The 18,345-nt window shown below is 62.8% G+C and carries 18 protein-coding genes, 1 tRNA gene and 2 pseudogenes; 18 read left to right on the top strand and 3 right to left on the bottom strand.

What is annotated here, in order from left to right; translation table 11 throughout:
- Nucleotides 1–308 precede the first annotated feature (308 nt).
- The 13 genes and pseudogenes from urtA to ureG all read left to right on the top strand — a co-directional run bounded on the left by urtA (nucleotide 309) and on the right by ureG (nucleotide 10,955).
- On the top strand, nucleotides 309–1,568 hold the full coding sequence (urtA, locus tag NVV79_RS16500; protein WP_303992728.1) for an urea ABC transporter substrate-binding protein: 1,260 nt from the start codon (nucleotides 309–311) through the stop codon (nucleotides 1,566–1,568).
- 178 nt (nucleotides 1,569–1,746) lie between these two features.
- On the top strand, nucleotides 1,747–3,345 hold the full coding sequence (gene urtB, locus NVV79_RS16495; protein WP_303992724.1) for an urea ABC transporter permease subunit UrtB: 1,599 nt from the start codon (nucleotides 1,747–1,749) through the stop codon (nucleotides 3,343–3,345).
- Complete coding sequence (gene urtC / locus NVV79_RS16490) at nucleotides 3,342–4,517, top strand: urea ABC transporter permease subunit UrtC (RefSeq protein ID WP_303991463.1); 1,176 nt, start codon at nucleotides 3,342–3,344, stop codon at nucleotides 4,515–4,517. The genes urtB and urtC overlap by 4 nt, the downstream gene beginning before the upstream one ends.
- Before the next feature lie 3 nt (nucleotides 4,518–4,520).
- Nucleotides 4,521–5,279: an urea ABC transporter ATP-binding protein UrtD gene (urtD, locus tag NVV79_RS16485; protein WP_303991462.1), complete on the top strand. Its 759-nt coding sequence runs from the start codon at nucleotides 4,521–4,523 to the stop codon at nucleotides 5,277–5,279.
- Nucleotides 5,276–5,980, top strand: a complete 705-nt coding sequence (gene urtE / locus NVV79_RS16480; RefSeq protein WP_303991461.1) for an urea ABC transporter ATP-binding subunit UrtE — start codon at nucleotides 5,276–5,278, stop codon at nucleotides 5,978–5,980. Before urtD ends, urtE begins: the two co-directional genes overlap by 4 nt.
- A 1-nt stretch (nucleotide 5,981) precedes the next feature.
- Nucleotides 5,982–6,812 (top strand): urease accessory protein UreD, encoded by an 831-nt coding sequence (locus NVV79_RS16475; protein WP_303991460.1) that lies wholly within the window; start codon nucleotides 5,982–5,984, stop codon nucleotides 6,810–6,812.
- A gap of 14 nt (nucleotides 6,813–6,826) precedes the next feature.
- On the top strand, nucleotides 6,827–7,129 hold the full coding sequence (locus NVV79_RS16470; protein ID WP_303991459.1) for an urease subunit gamma: 303 nt from the start codon (nucleotides 6,827–6,829) through the stop codon (nucleotides 7,127–7,129).
- Nucleotides 7,130–7,133: 4 nt separating this feature from the next.
- Nucleotides 7,134–7,439: an urease subunit beta gene (locus NVV79_RS16465; protein ID WP_303991458.1), complete on the top strand. Its 306-nt coding sequence runs from the start codon at nucleotides 7,134–7,136 to the stop codon at nucleotides 7,437–7,439.
- 27 nt (nucleotides 7,440–7,466) lie between these two features.
- Complete coding sequence (gene ureC / locus NVV79_RS16460) at nucleotides 7,467–9,176, top strand: urease subunit alpha (RefSeq protein ID WP_303991457.1); 1,710 nt, start codon at nucleotides 7,467–7,469, stop codon at nucleotides 9,174–9,176.
- A gap of 22 nt (nucleotides 9,177–9,198) precedes the next feature.
- Nucleotides 9,199–9,291: pseudogene (locus NVV79_RS22690) on the top strand (urease accessory protein UreE); the annotation flags it as partial.
- Nucleotides 9,292–9,395: 104 nt separating this feature from the next.
- Entirely contained in the window at nucleotides 9,396–9,662 is a 267-nt protein-coding gene (locus tag NVV79_RS22685) for a hypothetical protein (RefSeq protein ID WP_369684740.1), read from the top strand.
- Complete coding sequence (locus NVV79_RS16450) at nucleotides 9,659–10,315, top strand: urease accessory protein UreF (RefSeq protein WP_303991456.1); 657 nt, start codon at nucleotides 9,659–9,661, stop codon at nucleotides 10,313–10,315. Before NVV79_RS22685 ends, NVV79_RS16450 begins: the two co-directional genes overlap by 4 nt.
- Before the next feature lie 25 nt (nucleotides 10,316–10,340).
- Nucleotides 10,341–10,955 carry an urease accessory protein UreG gene (gene ureG / locus NVV79_RS16445; protein WP_303991455.1) on the top strand — a complete coding sequence of 205 codons (615 nt, stop codon included), beginning with the start codon at nucleotides 10,341–10,343 and terminating at the stop codon, nucleotides 10,953–10,955.
- A 7-nt stretch (nucleotides 10,956–10,962) separates the two neighbouring features.
- Here the strand turns inward: ureG and NVV79_RS16440 are convergent, their stop codons facing one another.
- The 3 genes from NVV79_RS16440 to NVV79_RS16430 all read right to left on the bottom strand — a co-directional run bounded on the left by NVV79_RS16440 (nucleotide 10,963) and on the right by NVV79_RS16430 (nucleotide 12,887).
- Entirely contained in the window at nucleotides 10,963–11,559 is a 597-nt protein-coding gene (locus NVV79_RS16440) for a HupE/UreJ family protein (RefSeq protein ID WP_303991454.1), read from the bottom strand.
- A gap of 120 nt (nucleotides 11,560–11,679) precedes the next feature.
- Nucleotides 11,680–11,756 (bottom strand) — tRNA-Arg (locus tag NVV79_RS16435).
- Nucleotides 11,757–11,810: 54 nt separating this feature from the next.
- Nucleotides 11,811–12,887: a LacI family DNA-binding transcriptional regulator gene (locus tag NVV79_RS16430; protein ID WP_303991453.1), complete on the bottom strand. Its 1,077-nt coding sequence runs from the start codon at nucleotides 12,885–12,887 to the stop codon at nucleotides 11,811–11,813.
- A 228-nt stretch (nucleotides 12,888–13,115) separates the two neighbouring features.
- Between NVV79_RS16430 and NVV79_RS16425 the strand changes: the two are divergent.
- The 5 genes and pseudogenes from NVV79_RS16425 to NVV79_RS16405 all read left to right on the top strand — a co-directional run bounded on the left by NVV79_RS16425 (nucleotide 13,116) and on the right by NVV79_RS16405 (nucleotide 18,344).
- Nucleotides 13,116–14,358: pseudogene (locus NVV79_RS16425) on the top strand (ABC transporter substrate-binding protein).
- A gap of 179 nt (nucleotides 14,359–14,537) precedes the next feature.
- Nucleotides 14,538–15,395 (top strand): carbohydrate ABC transporter permease, encoded by an 858-nt coding sequence (locus NVV79_RS16420; RefSeq protein ID WP_303992722.1) that lies wholly within the window; start codon nucleotides 14,538–14,540, stop codon nucleotides 15,393–15,395.
- Nucleotides 15,396–15,409: 14 nt separating this feature from the next.
- Nucleotides 15,410–16,327 (top strand): carbohydrate ABC transporter permease, encoded by a 918-nt coding sequence (locus NVV79_RS16415; protein WP_303992720.1) that lies wholly within the window; start codon nucleotides 15,410–15,412, stop codon nucleotides 16,325–16,327.
- A gap of 4 nt (nucleotides 16,328–16,331) precedes the next feature.
- Nucleotides 16,332–17,414, top strand: coding sequence for an ABC transporter ATP-binding protein (locus NVV79_RS16410; protein WP_303991452.1), 1,083 nt, complete (start codon nucleotides 16,332–16,334; stop codon nucleotides 17,412–17,414).
- A gap of 180 nt (nucleotides 17,415–17,594) precedes the next feature.
- A complete protein-coding gene (locus NVV79_RS16405; protein ID WP_303991451.1) occupies nucleotides 17,595–18,344 on the top strand; it encodes a sugar phosphate isomerase/epimerase in 750 nt (249 codons plus the stop codon).
- Nucleotide 18,345 lies beyond the last annotated feature (1 nt).

Below are 18,345 nucleotides of genomic sequence, written 5' to 3'. Positions count from 1 at the left end.
CCGACCCTCTATCCGTCCGATGCATTTTTAACGACCGGTTGTCATCGATGCGTAGCGTTATTGAAGCTGGATTGCGCAAATAATAGGCTACCTGCATTTTCGTGCCTTCAATTTAGGCGTTGCTTCTGTTGTTGGTTGCCCGGTTCGATCGGAAGCATTTCAAAAATACATTTTAATCAGAGGCTTAATCGGCAAAAGGAGGCTGGCACAGCCTTTGCACTATCTCCGACGGTGCAACCAAATATCTGTCGGAGGTAAACATGACAGTAGGAAACCGCATGATTGCGGGACTGGGGCTGGGCGTGGCTATGACTATGGGCGCAATTGCCGTTCCGGCAGTCGCCCAGGACGAGACTATCAAGGTCGGCGTCCTCCATTCGCTGTCGGGCACGATGGCCATCTCCGAAACCACGCTCAAGGACACGATGCTGTTCCTGATCGACGAGCAGAACAAGAAGGGCGGCCTCCTGGGCAAGCAACTCGAAGCCGTCGTGGTCGATCCCGCCTCCGACTGGCCGCTGTTCGCCGAAAAGGCTCGCGAGCTGATCGAAGTCAACGGCGTCGCCGCCGTGTTCGGCTGCTGGACCTCGTCCTCGCGCAAGTCGGTCCTGCCGGTCTTCGAGGAGCTGAACTCAATCCTCTTTTACCCCGTGCAATACGAGGGCGAGGAGAGCCAGCGCAACGTGTTCTACACCGGCGCCGCCCCCAACCAGCAGGCCATTCCGGCCGTCGACTACCTGATGGAAAACGAAGGCGTCGAGCGCTGGGTTCTCGCCGGCACCGACTATGTCTATCCGCAGACCACCAACAAGATTCTTGAGCAATACCTCCTCGACCATGGTGTGGCCGCCGAAGACATCATGATCAACTACACGCCCTTCGGTCATTCCGACTGGCAGACCATCGTTTCCGACATCAAGACCTTCGGTTCGACCGGCAAGAAGACCGCCGTGGTCTCGACCATCAATGGCGACGCCAACGTGCCGTTCTACAAGGAACTCGCCAACCAGGGCGTGATGGCCGAGGATATCCCGGTCGTGGCCTTCTCGGTCGGCGAAGAAGAACTCGCCGGCTTCGATACCACGCCGCTGGTGGGGCACCTGGCCGCCTGGAATTACTTCCAGTCCGTCGACACCCCGGAAAACGAGGCCTTCATCTCCGCCTGGCAGACCTTCATGGGCAACCCGGACAAGGTGACCAATGATCCGATGGAAGCCACCGTCATCGGCTTCAACCTGTGGGTCCAGGCCGTTGAAAAGGCCGGCACCACCGATACCGACGCCGTGCTCGATGCCATCATCGGCCTCGAGACCCCGAACCTGACCGGCGGCATCGCCAAGATGCTCCCCAACCACCACCTGACCAAGCCGGTGCTGATCGGCGAAATCCAGGCCGATGGCCAGTTCGAAGTCGTGTCGGAATCCGAACTCGTCCCCGGCGACGCCTGGTCCGACTTCCTGCCCGAATCCAAGATGATCGAAGCCGATTGGACGGCCCCGATCTCCTGCGGCAACTACAACACCGAAACCAAGACCTGCGGCGGCTCCGAGGTCGCGGCGGTTCAGTAACACCGGCGAGGGCGGCCTTCGCCGCCCTCATCACCGAGGTCTCCTAACCCACGATGTCATTCCGGTTAAGGCCGGGATCCATCCCGAGATCTCAAGATGGATCCCGGAACAGCTCCGGGATGACACCGAGCTTATGACTGGGGCCGGCATGACAATTCTCAAACACCTCATCGGCGCGATGCTGCTTTTAAGCGCATTGCTGACCGCCATCCCCGCCCACGCCCAATTCGCCGATGCCGACCTCACCACGCTCGTCGATGCCCTGGCCCCCGGCAGTTTCAAGGACCGGGAGACCGCCATCGGCAATCTCGTCGCGTCAGGCGATCCGCGCGCCGTCCCCGTGCTCGAAACCCTGCTCGAGGGCGAACTCTATTTCGACGAAACTGGTGGCAAGGTGGTCTTCACGTCGGCGTCTGGCGGCAAGGGCGCCATTTCCGATCCCGTCACCGGCGCCGACCTGTCCGACCTCACCGAAGCCGACCTGGAAAAGGTCAAGGTCAACAACAGCCTGCGCCGCGTGCTCCGCACCGCCATCGGCCAGATGACCCTGCTGAGCGAAGACGCCCGCGTGCGCCTCTCGGCCGCCCAGTCCGTGCTGCGCGACGCCGATCCGGCCCAGCTCGAACTGCTGGACAGCGCCATATCAGCCGAAACCGACGTCCGGATTAAGCGGGTCATGGAACAGGCTCGCGCCGTCATTATGCTCAAATCGCCCGAGGCCTCGGTGGAGGACAAGACCGCCGCCGTGCCGGTAGTCCTGGCCATCGGCGGCCGCGATGCCCTCAACACGCTCACTACCGCTCTCGCCAGCGCCCCCGACGAGATCAGGCCGACCATCGAGTCTGCCATCGACGGCCTCGCCCGCGACCGCGCCGCCTGGGACGTGGCGCAGAATGTCTGGTTCGGCGTCTCGCTCGGCTCGGTCCTGCTGCTCGCCGCCATCGGTCTGGCCATCACCTTCGGCGTCATGGGCGTCATCAACATGGCCCATGGCGAAATGGTCATGCTGGGCGCCTACACCACTTTCGTCGTGCAGGAAATCATCCGGCAGAATGCGCCGGGCCTGTTCGACTGGTCCCTTGCCATCGCTTTGCCTGCGGCTTTCCTCTTCACCGGCCTTGTCGGCGTTGCCATCGAGCGCGGCATCATCCGCTTCCTCTATGGCCGGCCGCTGGAAACCCTGCTCGCCACCTGGGGCCTGTCGCTGATCATCCAGCAGGCGGTGCAGCGCATCTTCACCGCCAATATCCGCGAAGTGGGCAATCCGAGTTGGATGTCGGGCTCGTTCGAGCTGGGCGGCCTCGCCATCACCTGGAACCGCTTCTACATCGTCATCTTCGCGCTGCTGGTCTTCGTGGCCCTGCTGCTGGTGCTCAAATACACCGCCATCGGCCTGCATATGCGGGCCGTCACGCAAAACCGCCGCATGGCCTCATCAATGGGCATCCGCACGCCGCTGGTCGATGCCATGACCTTCGGCCTCGGCTCGGGCATTGCCGGCCTGGCCGGCGTGGCCCTGAGCCAGATCGGCAATGTCTCGCCGAACCTGGGCCAGGGCTACATCATCGACAGCTTCATGGTCGTGGTCTTCGGCGGCGTCGGCAATCTCTGGGGCACCCTGGTCGGCGCCCTGACCCTGGGCATCGCCAACAAGTTCATCGAGCCCTATGCCGGCGCCGTGCTGGGCAAGATCATCATTCTCGTCCTCATCATCCTCTTCATTCAGCGCCGTCCCCGCGGCCTCTTCGCGCTCAAGGGAAGGTCGATCGAAGCATGATTACGCAGGCTCTCTTCCGCGCCCTCGACAAAAAGGCCATCTGGCTCGTCGCCATCCTGCTGCTCGTCGCCGTGGCCGTGCCGGCCTCCAACCTGTTGCTGCCCGTCGACAGCCCGTTCCGCCTGCCCAACTATGCCGTGCCCCTTTTCGGCAAATACCTCACCTTCGCCATGCTCGCTTTGGCGCTCGACCTGGTCTGGGGCTATTGCGGCATTCTCTCGCTCGGCCACGGCGCCTTCTTCGCCATCGGCGGCTATGCCATGGGCATGTATCTCATGCGCCAGATCGGCACGCGCGGCGTCTATGCCAATCCGATCCTGCCCGATTTCATGGTGTTCCTGAACTGGAAGGAACTGCCCTGGTACTGGTATGGCATGGACAATTTCTGGTTCGCCATGCTGATGGTCGTGGTCGTGCCGGGCCTGCTGGCCTTTATCTTCGGCTTCCTCGCCTTCCGCAGTCGCGTCACCGGCGTCTATCTTTCCATCATCACCCAGGCCATGACCTATGCCCTGCTGCTGGCCTTCTTCCGCAACGACATGGGCTTCGGCGGCAATAACGGCCTGACCGACTTCAAGGATATTCTCGGCCAGTCGATTTCCGCCCCGAGCACCCGCGCGGCTCTCTTCGCCGCCTCAGCTATCGCCCTTGCGCTCGCCGTCCTCGCCTGTTCTGCCATCGTCAATTCCAAGCTCGGCAAGGTCATGGTCGCCGTCCGCGACGCCGAAAGCCGCACCCGCTTCCTCGGCTACCGCGTCGAATATGTGAAGCTCTTCGCCTTCGTCGTCTCGGCCATCATCGCCGGCATTGCCGGGGCGCTCTACGTGCCGCAAGTCGGCATCATCAACCCCAGTGAATTTGAGCCCGCCAATTCCATCGAAGTGGTGATCTGGACGGCCGTCGGCGGTCGCGGCACCATTATCGGGCCGATCATCGGCGGCGTGCTGGTCAATGTGGGAAAATCCTACTTCACCGGCGCCTTCCCCGAATACTGGCTCTTCGCGCTGGGCGCCCTGTTCGTCGTCACCACGCTCTTCCTGCCCAAGGGCATTGTCGGCCTCATCGGCCAATATCGCGCTGCCACCACCAAGCGCGAACAGCACGATCGCGATGCGCCCACGCCGATGCAGGTGGAAGCCGGCGCCGATCCCCAACCCAAGCCGGCGGAGTAAGCCATGTCCGAAGCCCGCGAAAAGCTCGGCACCATGCTCTATCTCGACGGCGTCTCGGTCGCCTTCGACGGGTTCAAGGCCATCAACAACCTCTCGATCATCGTCCACCCCGCCGAAATGCTGGCCATTATCGGCCCCAATGGCGCCGGCAAGACGACGATGATGGACATCATCACCGGCAAGACCCGCCCCGACGATGGCCAGGTCCTGTTCGACGGCCGCACCGACCTCACCAAATTGGACGAAGCCGCCATCGCCAATCTGGGCATCGGCCGCAAGTTCCAGAAACCCACCGTGTTCGAAAGCCACACGGTCTGGGACAATATCGAAATGGCATTGAAGAAGCCGCGCGGCATCTTCGCGACCCTGTTCTACACCGCCGACGACGAGGACATCGCCCGCATCACCGAAATCCTCGAAACCGTACGCCTGCTCGCCCGCAAGGACGACTATGCCGCCAATCTCAGCCACGGCCAGAAACAGTGGCTCGAAATCGGCATGCTGCTGGCGCAGGACCCCAAGCTGCTGCTGGTCGATGAACCCGTCGCCGGCATGACCGACGCCGAAACCGTGGAAACCGCCAAACTGCTCAAGGACATTGCCAAAACCCGCTCGGTGGTGGTCGTCGAGCACGACATGAGCTTTGTGCGCGAACTCGGCTCCCGTGTCACCTGCCTCGCCGAGGGCGCGGTGCTGGCGGAAGGCAGCCTCGACCAGGTCAGCGCCAATCCCGTCGTGATCGAAAGGTATCTCGGACGATGAGCACCGCCCTCACCATCAACGCCATCGACCTGCATTACGGCGCCGCCCAGGCCCTGAAATCGGTCTCGATCACCTGCCAGCCCGGCCGCATCACCGCCGTGCTCGGCCGCAACGGCGTCGGAAAATCCTCGACCCTGCGCGCCATCACCGGCATCAACAATATCACCGCCGGCGACATCACCTTCGGCGATCAAGTCCTGCGTAAGGCCCCGCCCTACAAGCGCGCCCGCATGGGCATCGGCTACGTGCCGCAGGGCCGGGAAATCTTCCCCCTGCTGACGGTCAGGGAAAACCTCGAAACCGGCTATGCCGGCCTGCCGCGCGCCGACCGAAACATCCCCGCTTACATCTTCGAGCTCTTCCCCGTGCTGAAATCCATGCTGGGCCGGCGCGGTGGCGACCTCTCGGGTGGCCAGCAGCAGCAATTGGCCATCGGCCGTGCGCTGGTTACCCGACCTAGGGTGCTGGTGCTCGATGAACCCACCGAGGGCATCCAGCCATCCATCATCAAGGATATCGGCCGCGCGCTGCAATTCCTGCGCGACGAGAAGGGCATGACCATCCTGCTGGTCGAGCAATTTCTGGACTTCTGCCGGGAAATCGCTGACGATATCTATGTGATGGATCGTGGCGAAATCCAGCATGCCGGTGTCGCCAGCGATCTCGACCGACCCGACGTTCGCCGCCACCTGATGGTATGATGTGAACAACGCCCTCGCTTTTGCCGCCCCTCCCGTCATGCAGCGTGCGCGCGGCGCGGGCCGCATCGCGACCAAGCTGCGCGACGGCGTCAGTGTCATCGATACGCTCTATCAGGATGGCTGCGCCAAGATCCGCCTGCCCAACACACACGGCAACGCGCTTGAAGCCGTGCTTATCAACACCGCCGGGGGCCTGACGGGCGGCGACCACCTGCAATGGGAGGCCAGGGCCGCGTCCGGAGGCACCATGGTGCTGACTACCCAGGCCTGCGAGCGAATTTATCGCTCCACCGGCGCGGTGGCGAAAATCGAAACCCGCCTCGAAGTCGGTGCGAACGGGCATCTGGATTGGCTGCCACAGGAAACCATCCTCTTCGCCGCCAGCCAGCTCGACCGCAGCATCGAAATCGATCTGGCGCCAGGAGCCAGCCTGACGGCCGTGGAGGCCGTGCTGCTGGGGCGCGATGCCATGGGAGAAATGGCCACCGACGCCTATCTGCGCGACAACTGGCGTATCCGTCGGGATGGGCGGCTGATCCACGCCGAAGCGACCCTGCTCGATGGCGAGGGAAACGAGCGCGACGCCATATCATTGCTGGACGGCGCGCGCGCCTTCGCCACCATTGTCCATATTGGCCCGCTGGCCGCCTCTCTGCTCGACAAGGTGCGCGCCTTGATGCCTGCGGATGGGCATATCGCCGCCAGCGCCATGGGCGAACGCCTGGTGGTGCGCGCTATGGCAGGCTCGGGGCTCGTCCTGCGCCGCATGATCGTTCCCGTTCTCGCCGAACTCACCGGGGCAGGCCGCCTGCCACGCCTCTGGCATCTCTGAATCAGGAAAACCGCATGAACCTGACGCCGCGCGAAAAAGACAAACTGCTGATCTCTATGGCCGCCATCGTGGCGCGCCGGCGGCTCGAGCGCGGGGTCAAGCTCAATCATCCCGAGGCCATCGCGCTGATCACCGATTTCGTGGTGGAAGGCGCGCGCGACGGCCGGCCAGTGGCCGAGCTGATGGAGGCGGGCGCCCATGTCATCACCCGCGATCAGGTCATGGAGGGGATCGCCGAAATGATCACCGATATCCAGGTCGAAGCCACCTTTCCTGACGGCACCAAGCTGGTGACCGTGCATCAGCCTATCAGGTGACCCCATGATACCCGGCGAAATCATCACCCGGCCAGGCGACATCGAACTCAATGCGGGCGCCGCGCAGATCACCATCGAAGTCGCCAATACCGGCGACCGCCCGATCCAGGTGGGCTCGCACTATCATTTCTACGAAACCAATGCGGGGCTGCGCTTCGACCGTGAAGCCGCGCGCGGCATGCGGCTGGATATTCCGGCCGGCACCGCCATCCGCTTCGAGCCAGGACAGAGCCGCGAGGTCCGGCTGGTGCCGCTGGGCGGGTCGCGGATCGTCTACGGTTTCCACCAGAAGATCATGGGCGCGCTTTAGCCGCTGCCACACCAGACGGAGCCTGTCATGCCTGCCCGCCTTTCCCGCGCTACCTATGCCGACATGTATGGCCCGACCACCGGCGACCTTGTGCGGCTGGCTGATACGGACCTGTTCATCGAGGTGGAGAAGGATTTCACCACCTATGGCGAGGAGGTGAAATTCGGCGGCGGCAAGGTAATTCGCGACGGCATGGGGCAGTCGCAGCAGACGCGGGCGGAGGGGGCGGTGGATACCGTCATCACCAATGCGCTGATCGTCGATCACAGCGGCATCTACAAGGCCGATATCGGCCTCAAGGACGACCGCATCCACGCTATCGGCAAGGCCGGCAACCCAGATACCCAACCAGGTGTCACTATTGTCATCGGCCCTTCGACCGAAATCATCGCCGGCGAAGGCCGCATCCTCACCGCCGGCGCGATGGACGCCCATATCCATTTCATCTGCCCCCAGCAGATCGAGGAAGCGCTGATGAGCGGCGTCACCACCATGCTGGGCGGCGGCACCGGGCCTGCCCACGGCACACTGGCCACCACCTGCACCGGCGCCTGGCATATTCAGCGCATGATCGAGAGTTTCGACGCCTTCCCGATGAATCTGGCGCTGGCCGGCAAGGGCAATGCCTCACTTCCCGCTCCCTTGGAAGAAATGATCCTGGCCGGCGCCTCCTGCCTCAAGCTGCACGAAGACTGGGGCACTACGCCTGCAGCAATCGACAATTGCCTGTCAGTGGCCGATGCCTATGACGTGCAGGTGATGATCCACACCGATACGCTCAACGAGAGCGGGTTCGTCGAAGACACCATTGCCGCCTTCAAGGGCCGTACCATCCATGCCTTCCACACCGAGGGGGCAGGGGGCGGCCACGCGCCCGATATCCTGCGCGTCGCCGGGCTGCCCAATGTCATCCCGTCCTCCACCAATCCGACGCGGCCCTATACGGTCAATACCATCGCCGAACATCTCGATATGCTGATGGTGTGCCACCACCTGTCCCCGTCCATTCCCGAGGACGTTGCCTTTGCCGAAAGCCGTATCCGCAAGGAAACCATCGCTGCCGAGGATATCCTGCACGACATGGGCGCGCTCTCGATCATCTCATCGGACAGCCAGGCCATGGGCCGGGTCGGCGAGGTGCTGATCCGCACCTGGCAAACCGCCGACAAGATGAAAAAGCAGCGCGGGCGCCTCGCCACCGAAACCGGTGACAACGACAATGCCAGGGTGAAGCGCTACATCGCCAAATACACCATCAACCCGGCTATCGCCCATGGCATGAGCGCCCATATCGGCTCGGTGGAAGTCGGCAAGCGTGCCGACCTAGTGCTGTGGAGCCCCGCCTTTTTCGGTGTGAAGCCCGAAATGGTGTTGCTGGGCGGCTCCATCGCCGCGGCCCCGATGGGGGATCCCAATGCCTCGATCCCCACGCCCCAGCCCATGCACTACCGGCCGATGTTTGCGGCTTTCGGCAAGCTGCGCACCAATTCCTCGGTGACCTTCATTTCGCAGGCTGCTCATGAGGATGGACTGCGCAACCGGCTCGGCGTCGACAAGCAATTGGTGCCGGTCACCAATACGCGCGGCGGCATCGGCAAGGCCGCGATGATCCATAACTCCGCCACGCCGGAGATCAAGGTCGACCCGGAAACCTATGAGGTCCATGCCGATGGCGAATTGCTGACCTGCGAACCCGCGACGGTCCTGCCGATGGCGCAGCGCTATTTCCTGTTCTAGCCCATTGGAGAACGACAAGCTCGTGCTGCGCGCCATCTCTCATCTGCCCGCCGGCCATGGCCAGGGCCCTGCCTTCGACAGTGTCGTGTTGGACCATGAGCAGCGCCGGTTGCGCCGCAAGCTGCTGACCACTCTCGGCGGCGGCGAGGTCATGGTGGACTTTCCCAGACCGTCACCCTCGACCATCTCGGCGCGCTGCAGCTTGATGACGGGCGGCTGGTGGACGTCATTGCCGCGCCCGAACTGCTTTACGAGGTGCGCGGCCGCGACACCGCCCATCTGGTGCGCCTCGCCTGGCATATCGGCAATCGCCATACCTCGGCACAGCTCGAAGCCGGGCGCCTGCTGATCAAGCGCGATCACGTGCTTCGCACCATGCTCGAAGGTCTGGGAGCGCAGGTATCGGAAGTGCGCGAACCCTTCTATGCCGAGCATGGCGCCTATCACAGCCACGCCGAACCCGGACATGCCCTGCTGGCGCGATGAACCACGATCTGCAAAAGCTGCTGACCTGGCTGTCCCCCGCCTTTCCGGTGGGTGCTTTCGCCTGGTCGGCCGGACTGGAAACGGCGATCGTTTCGGGTGCCGTGCAGGATCGAGCCAGTGCGCAGGGCTGGATCGCGGGCAATCTTGCCCATGGCGGCATCCGCACCGACGCCATCCTGCTGGCCCACGCCCATCGTGCGGCCGGCGATGCCCACGCCCTGCGCGATCTTGCCGATCTTTGCCTGGCCCTCACGCCGGCGCGGGAGCGGCATGACGAAACGCTTGGCATGGGGGAAGCCTTCGTCGCCGCGGCGCACGCCTGGCCATCAGCGGCCTATGATGCGCTGCCCCGACCCTGTCCCTATTCGATCGCCATAGGCGCCATTGCTGCCAGCCATAACATTGCGCTGGATGCCGTGCTGACAGCGTTCCTGACTGCGGTAGTGCAGGGGCAGGTGTCGGTGGCGGTGCGACTGGTACCGATCGGTCAAAGCGATGGCCTTGCCATCGTGGCGGCGCTGGAACAGGCTGTCTCTGTCGCCGCCATGCAGTGCCAGAGCCTGGCCTTGGACGCCATCGGCGCCGTGGCCTACGCTACCGATATTGCGCAGATGGCGCATGAAACGCTGCCGACCCGGATTTTCCGGTCATGAGCGAATATTCCACCTTGAGGTTGTCATGAAATCACCCAATGGCCCCCTGCGCATCGGCATTGGCGGTCCCGTCGGCTCGGGCAAGACCACTTTGTGCGAGATGCTGCTCAAGGCCATGCGCGAGCGCTATTCCATGGCCGTGGTCACCAACGACATCTACACCAAGGAAGACGCGCTCATCCTGGCGCGGGCGCAGGCGATTTCCGAGGATCGCATCGTCGGCGTCGAAACCGGCGGTTGCCCCCACACCGCCATCCGGGAGGATGCCTCGCTGAACCTGGCGGCCATCGCCGAACTCAACCGCAGTTTTCCCGATCTCGACATTATCCTGATCGAAAGCGGCGGCGACAATCTGGCTGCCACTTTCTCGCCCGACCTGGCGGATTTGACGATCTACGTCATCTCGGTGGCCCAGGGCGAAAAAATTCCGCGCAAAGGCGGCCCGGCCATAGCCCGCTCCGACCTGCTGGTGATCACCCATACCGACATGGCCCCCTATGTCGGGGCTAGTCTCGAGGTGATGGAGAGTGACACGCAGGCGATCCGCGAAGGCCGGCCCTATGTGTTCACTGATCTGCTGCGGCGCGAAAGTCTTGAGCAGATCATCGCCTTTATCGAACGGGCGGGCGGATTGAACTGATCCGCGCTCACAGCACGCCGGTGAGGATGCCCACCCCGGCCACGGCCGCCATTCCGCCGGCAGCGCGCGACATCATGGCGCCATAGCGCTTGCTTGCCACGCCCAAGCCATAGCCGAGCCCGATCCCGGCGCCGTGCAGCAGCGCGGTGGCGAGCACGAATCCACCGCCATATGTCAGGCCATCGGCAACAGCAGGCATTTCAGCGCCGTGGGCGTAACCGTGAAAGACCGCGAACAGTCCAACAAGCCCCATCGCTGCAGCAACTGGTGCCTTGATACCGAGCGCCGCAACCGCGCCCAGAACGATGACCGAGAGCGCGATTCCCAGTTCGGCAAACGGGACCGCGACGCCGGCCACACCCAGCCCGCCGCCCAACGCCATCACCGTGATAAACGTTGCCGGCACCAGCCACAGCGCGCGGCCGCCAAGCTGAAAAGCCAGCAATCCGACCATCACCATGGCCAGGACATGATCCGGCCCCGACCAGGGATGGGCAAAGCCGTAGGCGAATCCCCCACTGGTAACGTCGGTATGGGCAAAGGCAGCACTCGGCATCGCGGCCACGGCCAGGACGACTGCAGCGAATTTCATAAACTTGGCCATGCTCACATCCTTCATGCAGGCGACATGACACCGGTCCATGAGCGTCATATGCCCTGCATTTTTGCCTTACAGGGGAGCAGTTTGTCAAATTGCTGAAAAAGTCACCAGCCGCTGGAAAGGTGGCGATCCCGGGAGGACTCGAACCTCCGACCAACAGCTTAGAAGGCTGCTGCTCTATCCAGCTGAGCTACGGGACCAGCGCAGGCCCCATTTAGCGCATTTTGACGCAAAGGGAACGCCCTTCTGCGCCGCTATTGCACAGCCAGCGCTGATGGCCCTGCTTCCGAAGTGGCTGGGGCAGGGGGCCGGGCAGTGGTGCCGCGCACGATCATTTCCGAACTCAGCACCATATGCATCGGCATCCGGTCGCGCCGCCCGCCCTCGATCAGGTCGATCAGCGCCCCGGCCGCAATCCGCCCGAGTGCCGCGCGCGGCTGCCGCATGGTGGTCAGCGGCGGCCAGACATGCGCCGCCAGTTCCAGGTCGTCGAATCCCACCACCGAAACATCGCCGGGGCAATCGAGGCCACGCTGGCGCAGCCCGGAAATAAAGCCGACGGCGCTTTCGTCATTGGCGGCAAAAATAGCCGTGGGGCGGTCGCGAAGGCACATGAAATGCGCCGCCGCTACTTGGCCCGCCTCCATCGCGAAGCCACCCTGCAGCAGCCATTCCGGCCGTATCTCGAGGCCTGCCACCTGCATCGCCCTGGCGTAGCCCCGCTGGCGCTCGCCGGTCAGCACATTGCCGCGCGGCCCCAGCACATGGCCGATTCGCCGGTGCCCGAGCGCGATCAGGTGCCGCGTCGCCTGCTCGGCCGCATAGCTGTTGTCGGTCTTGACCGTGTGGAACGGCGCATTGGGAATTTCCTCGCAGGCCACGATCAGCGGCACCGGCATGGGGTCGCCGGTCAGCATCATCAACTGTTCGAGGTCCACCGATCCGTCGAACAGCAGCAATCCATCCACTCGGTTGGACATGAAATAGTCGCGCATCCGCAGGCCCGAACTATTGCCCGGAAAACGGTTTGCCACCAGCACGCCATAGCCGCGGCATGCCGCCTCGCGTTCCACCGCGTCGAGGATCACCGAGAAGAATGGATTGCCGATATCGGGCAGCGCCACGAGGATGGTTCGGGCCGTTCGCTGGCGCAGTGAGCGGGCCGACTGGTTGGGTGTGTAGCCGGTGACGCGCACCGCCTCGGAAATACGCGCGCGGGTCTGCTCGCTCACCCTTTCAGGGCTTGAAAGGGCGCGGCTGACGGTAGCTGTAGACACTTCAGCAAAACGCGCAACATCTTGAATTGTCGGCGTTTTCTTCACCAGAGTCATGCTCGCCAGCGCCCCCTCTCACTGCCGCTGACCCAAACGGTCTAAATCGATCTTGACAGGTGCGCAAGGCGTGTACGAAACTAATGCAATCGATTGCAGAGGTTTCGGGAGCCGAACGATGCAATCGATTACACGCCGCCAGCTCGGGATGCTTCGCAAGAAGGCAACCTTGCGGCTGGCAGCTTCGCGGGAGCGCTTCGCTCCAAGTGATCGTTGGGAGGACATTCTATGAAGAAGTTTGCAGTGGTTGCCGCTATGGCGACCGCTTTGCTCGGGTCGACCGCCGTCATGGCCGCTGACCTCGAAGTAACGCACTGGTGGACCTCGGCTGGTGAAGCTGCCGCCGTGGCCGAATTCGCCCGCGTGTTCGAAGAAGAAACCGGCAACCACTGGGTGGATAGCGCCCTGGCCGGTTCGGGCACCGGTGCCAACCCCGTCATCATCAGCCGCATCATCGGCGGTGACCCGATGGGCGCCACCCAGATGAATACCGGCCGTGACGCCGAGGAACTCATCCAGGCCGGCCTCATGCGCGACCTGACCGACGTCGTTGCCGACATGAACATCGACGAATTCTACGTCGATGAGTCCCTGCTCGAGCCTTGCCGCTACGAGGGTGGCCTCTATTGCCTGCCGGTCAACATCCACTCGTGGGACTGGCTGTGGCTCTCCACCAAGGCCTATGAGACCATCGGCCAGCCCGTTCCGAAGGACTGGAACGAATATGTTGCCTCCTGGCCCGCTCTGGAAGAAGCCGGCATCCTGCCGTTCGGTCTCGCGACCGGCTGGCCGTTCTCGGGCATTCCGGGTGTGCTGATGGCCGGTCTCGGCGGTTCGGACCTCGTGCTCGCCATCAACCGCGACAAGGATGCCGAAGCCGTTCGTGGCCCGGAATTCCGCAAGGTTGCCGAAGCTCTGGATCATCTGCGTAGCGTTCTCTCGCCCGACATGATGGTTCCGGCCTTCGCTGACGTTGGCAACCAGCTGCTGGAAGGCACTGCTGCCGGCAACATCCACGGCGACTGGCTGCAGGGCGACCTGCAGGTTGCAGGCGGTGTCCCCGGCGAAAACTACGAATGTCTCCCGGCTCTCGGTCTTGGCGATCAGTTGAGCGGTGGCGGTGACCTCGTTCTACTTCCCGGTTCTGCCCGAAGGCACCGATCCGGCTGTGATCGAAGCGCAGACCCAGTTGGCTCGCCTGCTGATCTCGCCGGAAGCCCAGCTCGCCTTCAACCTGAAGAAGGGCTCGATGCCGATCCGTACCGACATCGATCTGAGCGGTGCCAATGCCTGCATGACCAAGGCGCTCACCTTCCTCGACAAGGGCCTGCTGCCCTCGGGTGACTTCTCGCTCTCCAGTGACACCCAGCAGCAGCTGACGGACCTCAACACCGAGTTCCTGGATGACGACAGCATCACCGTCGATGACTATATCGAACGCTATGCCTCGATCATCGAACAGGCGGACTGATCGTCCGACTGCTCGGGTGAGACTGCGGTCTCATCGTTGAAAAGCGGTGGTCGGCCTTGATCGACAAGGTCGACCACTTTCTTATGGAGAGATTGATGGCGGATACAGCCGTTTATAAGGAGGAGGGCGCCGGCATAGCCGGTCAGCGTGGCTTCCTTCGGAAGACCTTCCTTCACAACATGCCCGCCAAGATCGCGGCCCTGCCGATGGTCGCCACCGTACTGGTCGTCTTCGTCGGCTGTACCCTTTGGACCGTCTATTACTCATTCACCAATTCCAGGCTCCTGCCGACCGGCAAGTTTGTGGGCTTCGAGCAGTATGAACGGCTCTTCGCCACCTCGCGCTGGAACATTTCGGTCACCAACCTGATCAGCTACGGCGCCATGTCGCTGGTGCTGACACTGACGCTCGGCTTCCTGCTTGCCGTGCTGATGGATCAGAAGATCCGCTTCGAAAGCGCCTTCCGCACCATCATGCTCTATCCCTTCGCCCTCAGCTTCATCGTGACGGGCCTGGTCTGGCAGTGGATCATGAATCCCACGCTCGGCCTGCAGGGCACCTTCCGCAATCTGGGCTGGACCGGCTTCACCTTCGACTGGATCGCCAATCCGCGCATGGTGCTCTTCGCGCTGCTGATCGCCGGCCTCTGGCAGGGCGTCGGTTTCTGCATGGTGCTCATGCTCGCCGGTCTGCGCGGCGTCGATGACGAAATCTGGAAGGCCGCCCGTATCGACGGCATTCCCACCTGGCGCACCTATGTCTCCATCGTCCTGCCCATGATGCGCGGCGTGCTGGTGACGGCCGTGGTGCTGATCGGCTCCGGCATTGTCCGCCTCTACGACCTCGTGGTGGCGCTGACCAATGGGGGGCCCGGCATCTCCTCGGAAGTGCCGGCCAAATACGTCTACAACTACATGTTCTCGGGCGGGAATATCGGCCAGGGTCTGGCCGCTGCGACCATGATGCTGCTGACCGTTATCATCATCATGGTTCCCTGGGCCTATCTCGAATTTGGCGGAAAGGGACGTCGCTCATGAGCCAGACCGCAATCATGGCCGGCGCTGCGCCGGAAACCGGTACCGGCACTGCCGTCGAGCCGCGCGGGCCCCGGCCCAAGCCGTTCTTCACGCCGCGCAAGATCATCATCTATTCGGTGCTGATACTGTTCTCCTTCTACTTCCTCTTCCCGCTCTATGTGATGATCGCGACATCGTTCAAGACGATGCCCGAAATCCGCTTCGGCAACATCTTCGCGCTGCCCCAGCAGATCAATTTCGATGCCTGGGTCCGCGCCTGGACCAGCGTCTGCACGGGCTTGACCTGCGAGGGACTGTCCCCGGGCTTCTGGAACTCGGTGAAGATCACCATTCCGAGCACCATCGTGTCGATCTTCATCGCGGCGGTGAACGGCTATGCCCTGGTGAACTGGCGTTTCAAGGGCTCCGAAATCTTCTTCGCCATCCTCATCTTCGGCTCGTTCATCCCCTATCAGGTGTTCCTCTATCCGCTGGTGATGATCACCCGTGAACTGCGCATCTTCGGCACGCTGCAGGCCGTCATTCTCGTGCATACCATTTTCGGCATGCCGATCCTGACGCTGCTGTTCCGCAACTACTTCGCGTCACTGCCGCAGGAGCTGTTCAAGGCCGCCCGCGTCGACGGGGCCGGGTTCTGGCGTATCTTCTTCGAGATCATGCTGCCCATGTCGCTGCCGATCTTCGTGGTGGCGCTGATCCTGCAGGTCACCGGCATCTGGAACGACTTCCTGTTCGGCGTGGTCTTTGCGGGCACGCAGAACTATCCGATGACCGTCCAGCTCAACAATATCGTCAATTCGGCCCAGGGGTCGCCGGAATATAACGTCAACATGGCTGCGACCGTGCTGACGGGCCTGGTACCTCTGATCATCTACTTTGTGTCCGGCAAGCTGTTCGTTCGCGGCGTCGCCGCCGGCGCCGTGAAGGGATAAGTCAATGCAACACAGCGTTTCCATCCGCGATCTGTCGCTCAACTTCGGTAGCGTGAAGGTGCTCGAGACCCTCAATCTCGACATCGAGCAGGGGGAGTTCATCGTCCTGCTCGGGCCTTCGGGCTGCGGCAAGTCCACCCTGCTCAACTGCATTGCCGGCCTGCTCGACGTCTCCGCAGGCCAGATCTTCATCGGTGGCAAGAATGTCACCTGGATGGAGCCCAAGGACCGCGGCATCGGCATGGTGTTCCAGTCCTATGCGCTCTATCCGCAGATGACGGTCGAGCGGAACCTCAGCTTCGGCCTGCGCGTGTCGGGCATGAAGAAGGACGAGATCGAGCGTCGCGTCGCCCGCGCCGCCGAAATCCTCCAGATCGAGCCCTTGCTCGGCCGCAAGCCCGCCAACCTGTCCGGCGGCCAGCGCCAGCGCGTGGCCATCGGCCGTGCCCTGGTGCGCGATGTGGACGTGTTCCTGTTCGACGAGCCTTTGTCCAACCTCGATGCCAAGCTCCGCTCGGACCTGCGCGTCGAGATCAAGCGCCTGCACCAGCGGCTCAAGAACACCATGATCTACGTGACCCACGACCAGATCGAGGCTTTGACCCTGGCCGATCGCATCGCCATCATGAAGAATGGCGTGATCCAGCAGCTCGCCGATCCGCACACCATCTACAACAAGCCGGTCAATCTCTACGTCGCCGGCTTCATCGGCTCCCCCTCGATGAACTTCATCGAAGGCACGCTGGATGGTTCTTCCTTCACCGCCGAGGACGGCACCGTCATTCCGGTCGCCACCTATGACTTTGCCGACAAGGCCAAGGCCACCGGCAAGGCCGTGCTCGGCGTTCGCCCCGAGCATATCCTGCTCGGCGATGATGCGGCCAAGATGCCCTATTCGTTGGAGGTCGAGATCGAGATTGTCGAACCCATGGGTTCGGACACCCTGGCCTGGACCACCATTGCGGGGCGTCCCGTGACGTTCCGCGCGGCCAGCGATGTCCATCTCGAAGCGGGCCAGAAGCTGGTCGTCGGCTTCGATCCGGCCCGCGGCTCGTTCTTCAGCTCCGAGACCACCAACCGCCTCTGACACCATCCCGCGGCGGCGCCTTCGGGCGCCCCGCTCCTGTCCTCCCGCCGCTATCCGGCCAAATGTTACTTTTGCGGTGATTGGCCTGTCCGGCAGGCGCGACAGCATCCCTGAACAGCATTACCCCTGCATCGCCAAAAGCGATGCCATGGCTCCATTCCAACGATACAAGAGGCCACGATGACCGAATTGTCATTCCAGCTCTACAGCGCCCGCAATGTCCCTTCGCTCGAGGACTTCCTCGTCAAGCTGGGCAAGCTGGGCTACACGCAGACCGAAGGCTTTGGCGGGCTTTATGCCGATGCCGCCGGCCTCGCCGCCAATCTCAAGAAGAACGGCCTCTCCATGCCGACCGGCCATTTCGGCCCGGCGCAGGTCGCCGATGTCTCGACCACGCTCAAGACCGCCGAAACGCTTGGCATCAAGAAGATCATCGTCCCCCATATCGGCCCCGAGGGTCGCAGCGAAGATGAGTCCAAATGGCTCGAACTGGCCGAGACGCTGGCCAAGGCTGGCGAGACCTATGCCAGGGAAGGCTACGGCTTCGGCTGGCACAACCATGATTTCGAATTCGTGCCGACCACTTCGGGCCGCACACCGATGGAAATCATCCTCGAAACCGCGCCGGATATCGAATGGGAATGCGACGTGGCCTGGGTCGTGCGCGGCAAGGCCGACCCGATCGCCTGGTTCGACCGCTATGGCAACCGCATCACCGCCGTCCACGTCAAGGACATCGCCCCATCGGGCCAGAACCTCGATGAAGACGGCTGGGCCGATGTCGGCCATGGCGTGCTCGATTGGGACAACCTGATCGGCAAGGTCACCAGCAAGACCAAGGCGCAATATTTCGTCGCCGAGCATGACAAGCCCTCCGATGCCGAGCGTTTCGCAACGCGCTCCATCGCAACCGCCAGCAAGTGGAAGTAAT

The sequence above is a fragment of the Devosia ginsengisoli genome, from assembly GCF_024707105.1.
Taxonomy (GTDB): domain Bacteria; phylum Pseudomonadota; class Alphaproteobacteria; order Rhizobiales; family Devosiaceae; genus Devosia; species Devosia ginsengisoli_A.
The sequence above is the reverse complement of the archived record's forward strand: the minus strand, read 5'-3'. Positions and strand labels throughout refer to the sequence as shown.

What these genes read in the sequence shown, in the direction of transcription:
- urtA (WP_303992728.1), top strand. Translation starts at nt 309, where the DNA reads ATGACTATGGGCGCAATTGCCGTTCCGGCAGTCGCCCAGGACGAGACT.
- urtB (WP_303992724.1), top strand. Translation starts at nt 1,747, where the DNA reads ATGCTGCTTTTAAGCGCATTGCTGACCGCCATCCCCGCCCACGCCCAA.
- urtC (WP_303991463.1), top strand. Translation starts at nt 3,342, where the DNA reads ATGATTACGCAGGCTCTCTTCCGCGCCCTCGACAAAAAGGCCATCTGG.
- urtD (WP_303991462.1), top strand. Translation starts at nt 4,521, where the DNA reads ATGTCCGAAGCCCGCGAAAAGCTCGGCACCATGCTCTATCTCGACGGC.
- urtE (WP_303991461.1), top strand. Translation starts at nt 5,276, where the DNA reads ATGAGCACCGCCCTCACCATCAACGCCATCGACCTGCATTACGGCGCC.
- NVV79_RS16470 (WP_303991459.1), top strand. Translation starts at nt 6,827, where the DNA reads ATGAACCTGACGCCGCGCGAAAAAGACAAACTGCTGATCTCTATGGCC.
- NVV79_RS16465 (WP_303991458.1), top strand. Translation starts at nt 7,134, where the DNA reads ATGATACCCGGCGAAATCATCACCCGGCCAGGCGACATCGAACTCAAT.
- ureC (WP_303991457.1), top strand. Translation starts at nt 7,467, where the DNA reads ATGCCTGCCCGCCTTTCCCGCGCTACCTATGCCGACATGTATGGCCCG.
- NVV79_RS16450 (WP_303991456.1), top strand. Translation starts at nt 9,659, where the DNA reads ATGAACCACGATCTGCAAAAGCTGCTGACCTGGCTGTCCCCCGCCTTT.
- ureG (WP_303991455.1), top strand. Translation starts at nt 10,341, where the DNA reads ATGAAATCACCCAATGGCCCCCTGCGCATCGGCATTGGCGGTCCCGTC.
- NVV79_RS16440 (WP_303991454.1), bottom strand. Translation starts at nt 11,559, where the DNA reads ATGGCCAAGTTTATGAAATTCGCTGCAGTCGTCCTGGCCGTGGCCGCG.
- NVV79_RS16430 (WP_303991453.1), bottom strand. Translation starts at nt 12,887, where the DNA reads ATGACTCTGGTGAAGAAAACGCCGACAATTCAAGATGTTGCGCGTTTT.
- NVV79_RS16420 (WP_303992722.1), top strand. Translation starts at nt 14,538, where the DNA reads ATGCCCGCCAAGATCGCGGCCCTGCCGATGGTCGCCACCGTACTGGTC.
- NVV79_RS16415 (WP_303992720.1), top strand. Translation starts at nt 15,410, where the DNA reads ATGGCCGGCGCTGCGCCGGAAACCGGTACCGGCACTGCCGTCGAGCCG.
- NVV79_RS16410 (WP_303991452.1), top strand. Translation starts at nt 16,332, where the DNA reads ATGCAACACAGCGTTTCCATCCGCGATCTGTCGCTCAACTTCGGTAGC.
- NVV79_RS16405 (WP_303991451.1), top strand. Translation starts at nt 17,595, where the DNA reads ATGACCGAATTGTCATTCCAGCTCTACAGCGCCCGCAATGTCCCTTCG.